This is a genomic window from Streptomyces sp. CA-181903 (assembly GCF_050937075.1).
Taxonomy (GTDB): Bacteria; Actinomycetota; Actinomycetes; order Streptomycetales; family Streptomycetaceae; genus Streptomyces.
The window spans coordinates 1,996,308-2,008,449 of record NZ_JBNJLY010000001.1; the positions used below are offsets into that span (position 1 = coordinate 1,996,308).

Sequence of the window (12,142 nt, forward strand, 5' to 3'; positions counted from 1 at the left end):
CGACGGCGAGCAGCAGGCCGTGTGAGCCGGGGGCGGGCGGGCCGGCGGAGGCGCGGTCAGGGTTCGGTGCAGGACGTCCAGGACGGCGGCGGAGGAGATGTTGCCGTGGGCGGCCAGCGAGGCGCGGCTGTGGGCGAGGACGCCTGGTGGCGGGGTGAGGGCGCGGTCCAGGGCTTCGAGCATCTTCGGGCCGCCGGGGTGGCAGATCCAGACGGTGATGTCCGCGGTCGTCAGCCGGTGCCGGGCCAGGAAGCCGTGGACCTCGCCGGGCAGGTGCTTATCGACGGCGTCGGGAACGTCAGGAGCCAGGAAGACGGCGAACCCGTCCGTCTCCAGGCGCATTCCCATCAGATGCTCGGTGCCGGGGTGCAGGCCACTGCGGGTGGCGGTCAGTTCCGGCCCTGCGGCCCGTTCCGCCAGTTCGGCGCCGAAGAGCACGACGACCGCCCCGGCGCCGCCGAACAGGTCGGCGGCCACCAGGTTGTCCACCGAGGTGCCGGTGCACTGGAAGTCGAGCGAGCACAGCTCGACGGAGACCAGGACGGCCACCCGGTCCGGTGGCCGCGCAGGTAGTCGTGCACGCGCGCCGGCCCGACGGCACCGCCCGTACAGCCGAGGCCGGACAGGGGCATCCGGGCCACGTGCCGCGGAAGGACCAGGCGCCGGACGAGGTCGGCGCCGAACGCCGGGACGGAGGCGCCGGTGGTCGTGGTCGCGACGATGGCCCCGACCTCGCCGGGCACGACTCCCGCCGCCCGACGTCACCGGCCACTGCGGACCAGATCCGGTTGTAAGCGGTGAAGTCGCGCGGTTCGCGGTATTCGGCCAACGGCAGGGACAGGTTCCGGTACTCGATGCCGGAATGTGCCGCGAGGCCGACGAACTTGCGGCGCACCGCCGCGTCGGCGCACAGGAACGCCTCGGCGAACACGGCGGCGCGGCCACCGCCACGGAGGCCACCCGGGTCGCCGTCGAGAATGCGTCACTCATCGGCAACTCCCCGCCCCGAGCGGGTCTTTGACGATTTCGATGTCGCCGCCGTGCCCCGCCCGTGCGGGGCGTGCGACAGGCGCGAGGGCGCACACAGGGGTGTGAGGAGCCCGTGTCGCTCCTGACCGTCAGAGGAGGCGGTGCGGCCGGCGATGCGCAGGGGTATCCAAGTCGGCGTCGGCCACACCGTGGTTCGGGCTACGAAGGGACGCATCGTGATCGGCAGCCGTGGCGCGGGAATCACTCTGGCCACCCTCACCCTGCTGACGACAGCAGCCGGCGTCCCCGCGGCGCAGGCCGGGGACCACGCCAGGGCACACACCACCATGGAGTGCACGGGCCAGGAGAACATCACCTACGGACCGGGCCTCGGCCTGTCCTCCGCCGGCTCCGCCGAGGTCTCCGTCGACGGCACGTACCACTGCACGGACGGCTCGGGCCGCCGCAGCACGGCCACGTACCACACCGAGGGCAAGACCGGAGGCGGCTGCCTCCTCCTGTCCTGGAACCGGTCCGTCGAGACCCTGCACTACACGGACGGCACGAAGACCGTCATCGCATACCAGGCCGGCCCCTCGGTCCGCGTGGCCGGCCTCAACACGGCCCTGCTCAAAGGCGAAGTCATCGACGGCCGAGCCAAGGGCGCGACAGCGGAAAAGACCATCCAAACCCTCCCGGCCACCCTCCCCACGGACTGCGCGATCGGCGGAGGCATCCACCACACCACCGGCCTGACCCACCTCAGCATCCGCCCCTGAGCGTCGCGACTGCGGCGACCGCCGTCACTCTGCATTCGGGCGTGGCGGCGCCACGATGGAGAGATCCGGGTCGGCAAGCCGATTCCCCTGTCCCCCTGCGCCGAAATACACTCGCGCACACCCCAAAAAACGACTCCCGCCCGCGTCACCCGTCTCACGGCCGAGCGCACCGAGAAGGGCCACGGCCGCGAACCTCAGAGGCGGCATGCCACGCCGGCGGGTCAGCCGAACGGGACCGCGGGCCCGCTGCGCTTGCCTCGGGCGATGGAGGCGTAGTCGCCGAACTCCGGCACGGCTTCCCAGTGCAGGTCGAGCGACCTGTCGTCCTTCAAGGACAGTTCCTGGGAATACCGCTCATCGGGCCCCTTGTAGTGGTAAACACCGGTGCCGTCCGGATTGAATTCATTGATTTCGACCACTCGACTGCGCGACATACCCAAGTACTTCTTCACGTCGCCGTAATCGTACGTCGTAATATCCTGCAGGAACAACCGCCCATCGGCGGGCCCGAAGATATAGATCATCTCGACGCGGTTGTACTCGTCGAGGAAGTTGACCCGGACGATATTGCTTCGCATGGCCAGCTCGACGACCCTGTCCGCGTGCCCCGTACCCTCATCCACCGAAGCCACCGCGTACGGCTCACCCGATTCGTGAACCACTTTGGCTTCGTCCGCACCGAGTCGGCCAATAGGCTTGCAAAGCCTCTCGTTCCATCGCTCACAGTAAATCAACGACACGTCCCGCTCCCCTCACTCATCGGTGTAAAACCGCCCTTCCACGTCCCGGATGGCGATCTTCAATTCCTGCGCATGCTCAATTATTTCCCGCGGCACACCCCCCTTCTGGACAGGAACCTCCAAAATCATTTCCCCCTTGAGGGCGCTACCGTCGAGATCCGGATATTTGTTACTTCGTATGACGGTGTCCGGGGCATACTTCTTGGCCAGCTCACTCAAGTACTTCTTGGCGGTATCCACCTCGATCTCACCCAATTGCGTATGCTTACGGGAAACTATCTCGGTTCCCGGATCGTATGAGTCGAGCCGCTTCCCGTTCTTCAAGTGAACCTCATTGGCAGGATAGCGCCAGTGGTTGTCCGAGTTGAATTTGTTTCCCCGCTTGAAGTTCTCTATGACCTCCGGCGGGTATTCCTTCCACGCGATCAGGTTGAACCGGTCGAGGAACGACCCGGCCCCGGCCCCCGCGCCCGGAAGCACACCACCAGGCGCGGCGAACTGCGGCCCGCCTCCGAAGTCGAGGTTGAACTTACCGAGGATGCCGCCCGGCCCTCCAGCGTCCTTGATTGCCTTATAGGTGCTGGCGCCACCTCCCAGCGCCCCCGCCGTGAGACCGCCGTACAGCGCGGAGTCGTGCACCTCGTCGAGGTTGAAGCCCTTCTGCTCGCCCAGGGAGATACTGAGAGGCTGGGCGACGGCCAAATCCACGGCGACCGACTCGATACCGCCCATCGCCGCCGAGGCCAGAGTGGTGCCGGCGATGGTGGCGATCTCCGCGGACACGCTCGCCCCGAGCGCGCCCGCGAATTCGACGACGGCCGCGGTGGCGGCACCCGCCGCGGCCTCGGAGATTCCCGCGGTGAAGATCGCCAGCGCCGTTCCGGCGACGATGGTGGCGCCTACGATCTCCAGCTTGTGTTCAAGCTGCTTCTCGGCCTTGTGAGCCTCGTCGGCGTACGCCTCCAGAGCATCGGCCAGGTCCCGGGAGGCCGCCGCCAGATCGTGGAGCCAACCCTTTCCGTCGTGGTAGTAGCGGCGCCAGAACTCGTCGAACGCCTCAATGGCTTCACCCTTGTTGTGGTGAATCAGCTCCTGGGCCTTGCCGTTCGCGCCGTTGACGACGCCTTCAACGTCGTGGGCGAACGTGCGCCACGTCGTTCTGGAGGCAGTGCTCTGCGTGTGGAACGCGGGCGCGGCAGCACGCAGGTCGTCGGCCGATATTCGTAAGACGTCGCCGTGATACTCGCCCATTCTCCGCACCCTTCGTCCATGTGACCGTTTTGACAGGGCGTCAGGGTACTCGCCTGGGGCCTGGGAGGCAGTAAGGGGGTGCAGGCATACAGCCGGGCTGACGCGCGGCGGCCCGATCCGGCCGCCTCTCCCTGAGCTTCTGCCCTTACAGACGGTGCGCGACGGTGCGCAAGTATAAATTCGGCTTGTCTGCAAGGCGGTTGGGTTCCCTAAGCTGTTTGAGTCATCTGCCGGAAGGCGGTTGAGCGGCGCAGGCGGGCGGCGCTAGCTTCTGGTCCGTCGCGCTGGAGCGGTCGGGTCGTGGGACGGCTCGCGTCCGCTTCGCGCGCGCTCCGACCGAGCACGGGTGGCATCGAACGCGACCCTTGTTTCCAGAGTTTCCAGAGCGCCCTGTCGCGTCCGGTACCGCCCGCCGACCCGAAGGGAAACGCATGCGACCGAACGTTCTGACAAGGGCCCTCGTCGGCATCACCGCCGTCGCGGGACTCGCGGCCGGCAGCCTCGCGACCGCGGGTACCGGCTTCGCGGCCGCGCAGCCGGCGACAAGTTCCCAAAGCGTCTCCATCCTCGCGGTGAACAACCTGGGGCTGAACGCATCAGAGGCGAAGAACGTGCAGCGTTGGGCGAAGCAGTACTGGTCCTACAGAGGTGAGCTCGACGGCCAATTGGGCACGGAGAGCTGGAAGGCCATCCAGCGCTGCCTCAAGGAGGCGTGGGGCTACAAGGGGGAGATCGACGGGATCGTCGGAAGCGGCACCCTGACGGCATTGCAGTACATGTTGCGGGACGGCGGCTGGGGTTACAGCGGCCGGATCGACGGGATAGCCGGCCCGAAGACGACGGCCGCCTTCAAGAACTTCGCGAACGGGATCTGACACCCGCCCCTCGCTCCGGAATTCTCCGGTCCCGCGACCGGAGCGTGGAGCGGCGGCCGTCGGGCTCGCGCCCGCACTGCACGTCGCTCCACCACATCCGGCGCCACCGGGCGGCCGAACCGCTGACGTGGCGGCCGGACACCGGCACCGCACCGGCACCGCCGACCCTCTCTCCCCCCACGCGCTCTGGGGCCCCCGCCACACCGGGCAGTGACGTGAGGCCGACGGGGCTCGGTGGAGGCCGGGAGACCGTGCAGCGGTTCCCACGTCACGTCGCCGAAACCGCAGTCGGCCAGGGCCCGCCCGTACGCCGCGCAGGTCCGGGGGCGGACGGCGAGCGGCGCCCAGGGCGGGCGGGGCGACGAGTCCCGCACCTCGCACCGGACGCCGAGCGGTTCGGCCCGCTCCTCTCGCGGCGCGCGAGTTCGGCCATCGGGGCCGAAGCGTCCTCGCCGAGCACGTCGGCCGCGCTGGCGAGGTGAATACCGCCGCTATCGCCCCGATTTGGGGTGTACGCGGTCGGTGCGATCCGCGCCGCACGCCTCAGCGCAGCACCTTCCCCACGTACCCCCGCCACCCCTCCGTGAGTTCCCGCTCCCCCACTCCCAGGACCTCCCGCGCCGCCCTCTCCACCGAACTCGTGCCGGCCGCCCGGTAGAAAGCGACGAGTTTCCGTTCGCCCCACCGTTCCGCCACCATCCGGCAGGCGAGCCAGGCGCCCTCGTACGCGCGGGCCAGGCGGTCGGCGCCGCCGGTGAAGCGGAAGTCGGCGTCGGTGGGGAGGCGGTCCGGGGGCCGGCCGGCGGTGACCGCGCGGGCCAGTTCGGGGGCGATCGCGGCCGGGGCGCGGTCGGCGGTGCGGTAGGCGACCCAGTCGGCGAAGCCCTCCGAGAGCCACATGGGGGTGGTGTCGGTGGTACGGGCACGGGTGGCGACGTGCGTGGCCTCGTGGGTGAGGACGGCCCGCCGGCCGAACGGGCTGAGGGCGCTGTACGCCTCGGGGTTGACGACGATCCGCCCGGCGGGGGCCGGACCCCCGCCGGGCTTCTCCCCCGCCGTGGTGGTCACCGCCGCGATGCCCCGGTAGTCGGAGGGCGGCGCGCCGAGCAGGGCGCCCATGCGCTCCAGCGAGGCCGGCATCTCGACGACGAGCCGCCCCGGACGGTCGCCGTCCGGCCGCTCGCCATCCGGCCAGGCCGCGGCGACGGCGGGCACCGCCGCGTCGGCCAGTCCGGACAGGGCCCGCAGCGCGGCCGCCCCCTGGCCCGCGCCGAGGACGAGGCTGTGCCGGCCCCGGACGGCGGTGACCCGGCCCTGTTCCCAGAGCTGGCGGTCGCCGGACGCGGTGTCGTCCCCCGCCACGTACCAGCGCCCGGATCGCCGCACGGCCGTCAGCCGGACCGGGACGGCGACCGGCGCGGTGTCGTAACCGGCCAGCCGGTAGCGGAGTTCGGCCCGGACGGCGACCCGGTGGCCGTCGCCGGGCGCGGGGGTGGAGCCGCCGGTGCGGACCGCGCCGTACTCCCAGGAGGCGAGCGGCACGTCGGCGAGGTTGTCGAAGACCTGTCGCCGACGGTCCCGGTAGGCGCGCTCGCCGGGATCGACGGCGGCGAGGTACGCGCCCTCGTCGCGGTCGCGCAGCGCCGTCGCCCAGCCGTCGAGCAGCCGGCGGACGGCGTCGGTGTCGCGGAGGGCCGCGCCGTCTACGGGCCCGGCCCCGCAGCCGGCGAGGGCCGGCAGAGCGATCAGTACGACGGCCAGGAAGCGCAGCGCCGCCCGGCGTGCGCCGCCGGGTCGTCTCGTGGGGCCGTCCATGGCCCGCATCGTACGAGCCGGCCGGCCGGTCACCCGGAGCGGGGCGGCGGGGACGTACTCCGAGACGCGTTCACGGCCGAGTGACCGACGAGATCGGCATCATGTCCGCCCGGTCGTACCGCACCCGCGCCCCCGGGTACGGCGCGTGGACCACCTGTCCGTCGCCGACGTAGATGCCCACGTGGCTCGCGTCGTCCCGGTAGATGACGAGGTCGCCGGGGCGGGCCTCGGAGAGCGGGACGTGCCGGCCCGCGTTCCGCTGGGCCTGGGAGGTGCGCGGCAGGCCCACGCCCGCCCGGCCGTACGCCCACTGCGTCAGCCCGGAGCAGTCGAAGGCGGACGGGCCGCTCGCGCCCCACGCGTAAGGCGAGCCGACGGCCGAACGGGCGGCCCGCGCGGCGGCGGCGCCGCGCGCGGAACCGGCGTCGGAGAGTGAGGAGTCCCCGCCCGGCGACGGGTACGGCGGGGGCACGGCGAACAGGAAGCCGGCGCGGGGGCCGCCCGCGGAGCGCGAGGCGCGGGCGTACCGGACCCGTTCGCCGTCCGGCAGGGTGTTGAGGAGCCGGCGGGCGGCGGCGAGCCGGCCCTCGACCTCGTGCTTGTGGCGGGCGACGGCCCGGCGGCTGTCCTCCAGTTCGGCTAGGGCGCGGGCCGCCTCCAGCCGCTCCTGGCCGAGCGCGCGCTGGGCGGCGAGCAGGGCGTGCAGCCGCTCGGTCTGCCGGCCGGTGACGCGTTCGAGGGCGGAGGCCCGGTCGAGGTAGCGGTCGGGGTCGGAGGAGAGCAGCAGGCGCAGGGCGGGGTCCACGAGCCCGTTCCGGTACTGCGCGGCGGCGACCGTCCCGAGGGCGTTGCGCATCCGGTTGACCGTCTCCTGGCCGCGGGCGACCCGGTCGGCGGCCTGCTCCACCTTCCGCCGCAGGGCACCGGCCCGTTCACCGGCCGCGTTGTACTGCTCGGTGGCCCGCTCGGCCTGCCGGTAGAGCCGGTCCAGGCGCTGCCTCACCGAACCGGGCGAGGCGCTGCCGCCGGCGCCCCCCGCGGGACCGGCGGGGTCGGCGGGGCTGCCGGGACGAGCGGCGGCGGACGGCGAGAACGCGGCCGCCGCGGTGGCCACGGCGGCGGACAGGACGGTGACGCGTACGGTCCGGGCGAGACCGGAGGGCGTGGACCGGCGGTGGGACGCCACGTGCTGCCGTACTCCCTTCGCTTGCGCGGCCCCCTGCCGGCCCCCTGCCGCCCGGGCGGGCGGACGACGGCGGGGGCACCGCGCCGGCGGCAGACAGTAGCGGTTCGCTCACTCTCCGTTCAAAGACCGCTACGGAGGGTGGAGTCCGGGCGCGCCCTGGGGGAACGCCGGACGCCCCGCCCAAGACGCAGGTCATGGGCGGGGCGTCGGAGCCTCCACGGCCGGGGCGACACCACCCGAACGGGTGGATTGGCAGGACCGGACGGCTTAACAGTGGATCCGGAGGGGAGACGGGTAAGGCGGGCCCTCCGCGCCCGGTCAGCCCACGCGCACGCCGAATTGGAACGGCATGTTGCTCATCGCCTCGTAGCGGACGACGGTGCCGGTGCGCGGCGCGTGCAGCACCTGCCCGTTGCCGGCGTACAGGCCGACGTGGTGCATGTCGCCGTAGAAGATGACCAGGTCGCCGGGCTGGAGCTGGCTCTGGTCGTAGATCCGGGTGCCGTCGTTGGCCTGCGCCTCCGACGTGCGGTCGAGCGTGACGCCCGCCTGGGCGTAGGCCCAGGAGGTCAGCCCGGAGCAGTCGAAGGAGCTCGGGCCGGTCGCGCCCCAGACGTACGGGGACCCTATCTTCGACTGCGCGGCGGCCAGCGCGGCGCCCGCCCGGCCGGAGCCCGGGACGGCCTTGCCACTGCTGCCGGTCTGCCCCGAACCGCCGTTCTTCGAGCCGCTCTTGGACCCGCTCGCACCCGAGTCGTCGTCGCCCGTGCCCGCCTTGGCGGCGGCCTTGGCGGCCTCCTCCTTCTCGGCGGCGGCGATCGCGGCGCGCTCCTTCTCCGTCAGGGAGTTGAGGACGTCCTGCGCCTCGGCGAGCTTGCCCTGCACCTCGGCCTTGCGCTCGCCCAGCGCCTTGCGGGTGGACTCCAGGTCGGCGAGCTTGCCCGCCGCCTCCTCGCGCTGCTGCTTCAGGGCACGCTGCTTGGTGGCGATCTGCCGGAGCGCCTCCGCCTGCTTGGCGCTGACCTGGTTGAGCGTGGACGCCCGCTCCAGGTACGTGTCGGGGTCGGACGAGAGCAGCAGTTGCAGGGACGGATCCACCGAACCGGACCGGTACTGGGCGGTGGCGACCGCGCCGAGCCCGTCCCGGAGCTTGTTGACCTCCTCCTGACCGCGCGCGACGCGGTCCTGGAGCTCGCCGGCCTCCTTCTCCAGCTTCTCCTGCCGCTGCTTGGCCCCGTTGTACTTCTCGGTGGCCTGCTCCGCCTGCTCGTAGAGCCGGTCGACCTTCTCCTTGGCCTCGCTCCGGGTCGGCTTGGCGCCGGGATCGGCGGAGGCCGCCTGGGCGGAGAGGGCGACGGCTGCGGCGGCGGTCGCGGTGAGGACGGTCACCCGAGTACGGCTCGGCTGTTTGGGACGACGGTGGGACGCCACGGAGTCGAGCTCCTTTTCTCCTCGGCCGCCGCGGGCGCGCTGGGGCGCGGTCGGGCACGGCGGGACACTTCACGTCATCCGGATTGGATGATCACCGCGCGAAGGTTCGAGGCCCGACCTTAGTGACCCTCATATGATCGGTTCAAATCCCCTGGGGGAATTTCCTTGCTCACGCATCACACGGTTGACCCTGCGGGGTGCGGGGTTGACCCCTGCGGGGGGCTGTGCCCCGGTCCCTCCCCTTCGCCGTTTCCTGGGGGGCAGCCCCCAGCCCCCTCAAACCGCGCTCCGCGCGGTTGTCCTCAAACGCCGGACGGGCTGGGTGGTGCGCCCGGGGCTCAGGTCCGCGCCAGCCGCCGCAGCAGCAGCGCCGAAGCCACCGGCCGCGCCCCCACCTTGGCGACCCCGTCGGCGACCTCCCGGTCCGTGGAGACGACCACCACGGGCCGCCCGGGCGGCTCGGCCCGGACGAGCTGGCGGATCAGCTCGTCGGCCGTCACCCCGGGCTTGCTGAAGAGCACCCGCACCCCGCGCGGCGGCGCGAGCAGCACCGGAGCGGCCAGTTCGGCCCCGTCGAAGACGCACGTCATCTCGGCACCGGTCTGCGCGGCGAGCATGGAGAGGCCGCCCAGCAGCCGCAGCCGCTGCTTGTCCAACGGCATCGTGGGATAACCGGTCTTGGTGACGTTGTAGCCGTCGACCACCAGGTGCGCCTGCGGCAGGGCGAGCAGTTGGTCCAGCAGGGCGGGGTCGGTCTCGGACAGGGCGCGCGCGGCGATGTCCTTGGGGGTCATCCGGCCGGGCTCCACCGCGTCCACGAGGTCGGCGGGGTGGACGGAGGTGGGGGCAGGGCCAGTTCGCGGCGCAGCCCCTGGGCGGCGTCCAGGACGGTGTCGAGCAGCAGCCGCAGCCGCATGTCCTCGACGCTGCGGCCCTCGCGGACCGCCCGGCGGCTCGCCTCCAGGGCGGACTCGGCCTCCGCGAGCCGGGCCTTGACGCGCCGGGTCTCGCCCAGGGCGGCGGCCAGTTCGGCGGCGGCCTCGGTGCGCAGCGTCTCCAGTTCGGCGTGGGCCTTGCGGAGCGCCGCCTCGCCGCGGCGTACGTCGTTGACGGCGCTGCGCAGCTTGCGGTGCAGGCCCTCGCCCTCCTTGCGGACGGTCTCCAGCTCGGCGCGGGCCCGGTCGGCCTCGGTGCGGGCCTCGTCGCGTACCCGGGCGAGTTCCTCGCGGAGCTGCCGCAGTTCGCGCTGGGCCTCCTCGCCGGCCCGTTCGGCGCTGGCCCGCTGGGCCTCCTCGCCGGCGGCGGTGACGAGTTTCACCCAGCCGGGCGGGCGCAGGACGAAGGCCATGGCCGCGACGTCCTCGGGGTCCGCGGCGGCGGGCAGCGACCCGGCCTCCAGGGCCCGGGCCAGCTCGGAGCCGGTCTCCCGCAGCCGGGCGGAGATCCGCTGCCGGAACGCGGTGTCGGTCTCGACGGCCGCGGCCATCGCGTTGCCCGCGAACTTGGCCCGGCGGGCGGGGGTGAAGCGGGCGTACTGGCGTAGCTGCGCGGGGAGTTCGGAGACCGTCAGCCCGCCGAACGCGTCGGCGACGAGCCCGATGACCCGGCGCCGGATCCCCTCGGGCAACGGGCGGTCGAGGACCTCGCCGACGCCGCCGGCGCGGCCGTCGTCGTCACCGGCCGTCTCCTCGCCGTCCGTGTGCTCCACCACGCGTGTCCGCTCCGTTCCTCAACTCGTCCCCGGACGGTCCACCGGCCCGGTCTCCGGCCCCGCTTCCCGTACCGCCCCGGCCGGGCGGCCCACGCGGGGGCGTGGGAGGTGCCCGCACGGGGTACGGCGCCACCGGACGGTGGCGGTCGGCCGGGGAACGTCCATGGTGCCGTCCGTCCTGTTCATGGCGTGCGGGATGCGGAGCGTTCGTCGTAACCCTACGGCCTGCCCACCCCGTGGCGGGTTGGGACCGGCACGAGCCGGAGCGACCGGCGAGGCTCTCCGTACCGCTTGCCCCGGTACGCCATGATCTGCCCATGATCGTAAAGGCAGTGCGGCGGGACCGGCCCCGCGCCCCCTGGGTCACCCGTACCGTTCTGGCCACCTGCTGCGCGGTCTTCCTGATCGGTCCGGCGTCCGGCCTCGATCCCTCGTACGGCACCGGCGCCGACCTGATCGCCGCCCAGACGGCCTACTTCGAACGGTGGGGAGTGGTGCCGGACGAGCTCTGGCACGAGCTGCCGGCGTCCCTCGCCACCCCGTTCACCGCCCTCTTCGTGCACGGCAACTGGCTGCATCTGCTCGGCAACATGCTCTTCCTCCACGTCTTCGGGGCGATGACGGAGGAGCGCATGGGCCGCCTCTCGTTCGCCCTGTGCTACGTCGTCACCGGCTTCCTCGCCCTGCTCGGCTACGCGGCCGTGCACGCCGGATCCGCCCAGTCGCTCGTCGGCGCCTCCGGGGCCATCTCCGGGATCCTCGGAGCCTTCCTGCATCTCTTCCCACGGGCCCGGGTGACCAGCCTCTTCCCGTTCCTCTTCTTCCTCCCGCTGCGCTTCCCCGCCTGGGCCGTCCTCCTCTTCTGGTTCGCCCTCCAATGGCCCGGCGTCGGCGCCCCCGACGACCGCCCCGGAGTCGCCTACCTCGCCCACGTCATGGGCTTCGCCCTCGGCTTCGGCTTCGCATGGGTGTGCCGGGAACGGCCGGTTAGAGTGAAATCCCCCGTGAACGACGCGGCCGGGCCCGCCGAAGGAGACAAACCGACGTGATCACCTCGATCGTGCTGATCAAGACCGACGTGGACCGGATCCCCGAGATCGCCGAGCAGATCGCGGCGCTGGAAGGGGTGAGCGAGGTGTTCTCCGTGACCGGGGCCTACGACCTCATCGCGATGGTGCGGGTGGCTCGGCACGATGATCTCGCGGAGGTCATTCCGGGGCGGATCAGCAAGGTGCCCGGGGTGGCGTCGACCGAGACGCACATCGCGTTCCGCACGTACTCGCAGCATGATCTGGAGGCGGCGTTCGCGATCGGGCTCGACAGCTAGGCGCTGCGCGGGGCGCCTGCGGCGGGCTGGTGCCCCGGACCCGCCCTTTCGCCGATTC

10 protein-coding genes and 2 pseudogenes are annotated in these 12,142 nt (G+C 72.2%); 5 read left to right on the forward strand and 7 right to left on the reverse strand.

Annotated elements, in window-relative coordinates; translation table 11 throughout:
• Positions 1 to 126: 126 nt before the first annotated feature.
• A pseudogene (locus ACQEVS_RS08700) lies at positions 127 to 348 on the reverse strand (type III polyketide synthase); the annotation flags it as partial.
• A gap of 209 nt (positions 349 to 557) precedes the next feature.
• On the opposite strand from ACQEVS_RS08700, the gene ACQEVS_RS08705 reads away from it, so the two are divergent.
• Positions 558 to 794 carry a hypothetical protein gene (locus ACQEVS_RS08705; protein ID WP_433017508.1) on the forward strand — a complete coding sequence of 79 codons (237 nt, stop codon included), beginning with the start codon at positions 558 to 560 and terminating at the stop codon, positions 792 to 794.
• Between the two features lie 411 nt (positions 795 to 1,205).
• Complete coding sequence (locus ACQEVS_RS08710; RefSeq protein WP_433017511.1) at positions 1,206 to 1,748, forward strand: hypothetical protein; 543 nt, start codon at positions 1,206 to 1,208, stop codon at positions 1,746 to 1,748.
• 221 nt (positions 1,749 to 1,969) lie between these two features.
• Here ACQEVS_RS08710 and ACQEVS_RS08715 read toward each other — a convergent pair whose 3' ends face one another.
• Both ACQEVS_RS08715 and ACQEVS_RS08720 read right to left on the reverse strand, forming a co-directional pair.
• A complete protein-coding gene (locus ACQEVS_RS08715) occupies positions 1,970 to 2,488 on the reverse strand; it encodes a hypothetical protein (RefSeq protein WP_433017514.1) in 519 nt (172 codons plus the stop codon).
• Positions 2,489 to 2,500: 12 nt separating this feature from the next.
• Positions 2,501 to 3,739, reverse strand: coding sequence for a hypothetical protein (locus tag ACQEVS_RS08720; protein ID WP_433017517.1), 1,239 nt, complete (start codon positions 3,737 to 3,739; stop codon positions 2,501 to 2,503).
• 431 nt (positions 3,740 to 4,170) lie between these two features.
• On the opposite strand from ACQEVS_RS08720, the gene ACQEVS_RS08725 reads away from it, so the two are divergent.
• On the forward strand, positions 4,171 to 4,614 hold the full coding sequence (locus ACQEVS_RS08725; protein WP_433017520.1) for a peptidoglycan-binding domain-containing protein: 444 nt from the start codon (positions 4,171 to 4,173) through the stop codon (positions 4,612 to 4,614).
• Between the two features lie 543 nt (positions 4,615 to 5,157).
• Here ACQEVS_RS08725 and ACQEVS_RS08730 read toward each other — a convergent pair.
• From ACQEVS_RS08730 to ACQEVS_RS08745, 4 genes and pseudogenes are all read right to left on the reverse strand, one after another.
• Positions 5,158 to 6,438 (reverse strand): hypothetical protein, encoded by a 1,281-nt coding sequence (locus tag ACQEVS_RS08730; protein WP_433017523.1) that lies wholly within the window; start codon positions 6,436 to 6,438, stop codon positions 5,158 to 5,160.
• A 61-nt stretch (positions 6,439 to 6,499) separates the two neighbouring features.
• A complete protein-coding gene (locus ACQEVS_RS08735) occupies positions 6,500 to 7,615 on the reverse strand; it encodes an NlpC/P60 family protein (RefSeq protein WP_433017526.1) in 1,116 nt (371 codons plus the stop codon).
• A 318-nt stretch (positions 7,616 to 7,933) separates the two neighbouring features.
• The gene (locus tag ACQEVS_RS08740; protein ID WP_433017529.1) at positions 7,934 to 9,046 is read right to left on the reverse strand and encodes an NlpC/P60 family protein; all 1,113 of its coding nucleotides are present in this window, start codon (positions 9,044 to 9,046) and stop codon (positions 7,934 to 7,936) included.
• A 338-nt stretch (positions 9,047 to 9,384) separates the two neighbouring features.
• Positions 9,385 to 10,673 (reverse strand): annotated as a pseudogene (locus tag ACQEVS_RS08745) (NYN domain-containing protein).
• Positions 10,674 to 11,074: 401 nt separating this feature from the next.
• Between ACQEVS_RS08745 and ACQEVS_RS08750 the strand changes: the two are divergent.
• Positions 11,075 to 11,806, forward strand: a complete 732-nt coding sequence (locus tag ACQEVS_RS08750; protein WP_433017532.1) for a rhomboid family intramembrane serine protease — start codon at positions 11,075 to 11,077, stop codon at positions 11,804 to 11,806.
• A complete protein-coding gene (locus tag ACQEVS_RS08755; RefSeq protein WP_004949419.1) occupies positions 11,803 to 12,084 on the forward strand; it encodes an Lrp/AsnC family transcriptional regulator in 282 nt (93 codons plus the stop codon). The genes ACQEVS_RS08750 and ACQEVS_RS08755 overlap by 4 nt, the downstream gene beginning before the upstream one ends.
• The last annotated feature ends 58 nt before the right edge of the window (positions 12,085 to 12,142 follow it).

Bases quoted from the DNA above. Each gene is read 5' to 3' on its own strand.
- ACQEVS_RS08720 (WP_433017517.1), bottom strand. From the start codon at position 3,739: ATGGGCGAGTATCACGGCGACGTCTTACGAATATCGGCCGACGACCTG.
- ACQEVS_RS08725 (WP_433017520.1), top strand. From the start codon at position 4,171: ATGCGACCGAACGTTCTGACAAGGGCCCTCGTCGGCATCACCGCCGTC.
- ACQEVS_RS08730 (WP_433017523.1), bottom strand. From the start codon at position 6,438: ATGCGGGCCATGGACGGCCCCACGAGACGACCCGGCGGCGCACGCCGG.
- ACQEVS_RS08750 (WP_433017532.1), top strand. From the start codon at position 11,075: ATGATCGTAAAGGCAGTGCGGCGGGACCGGCCCCGCGCCCCCTGGGTC.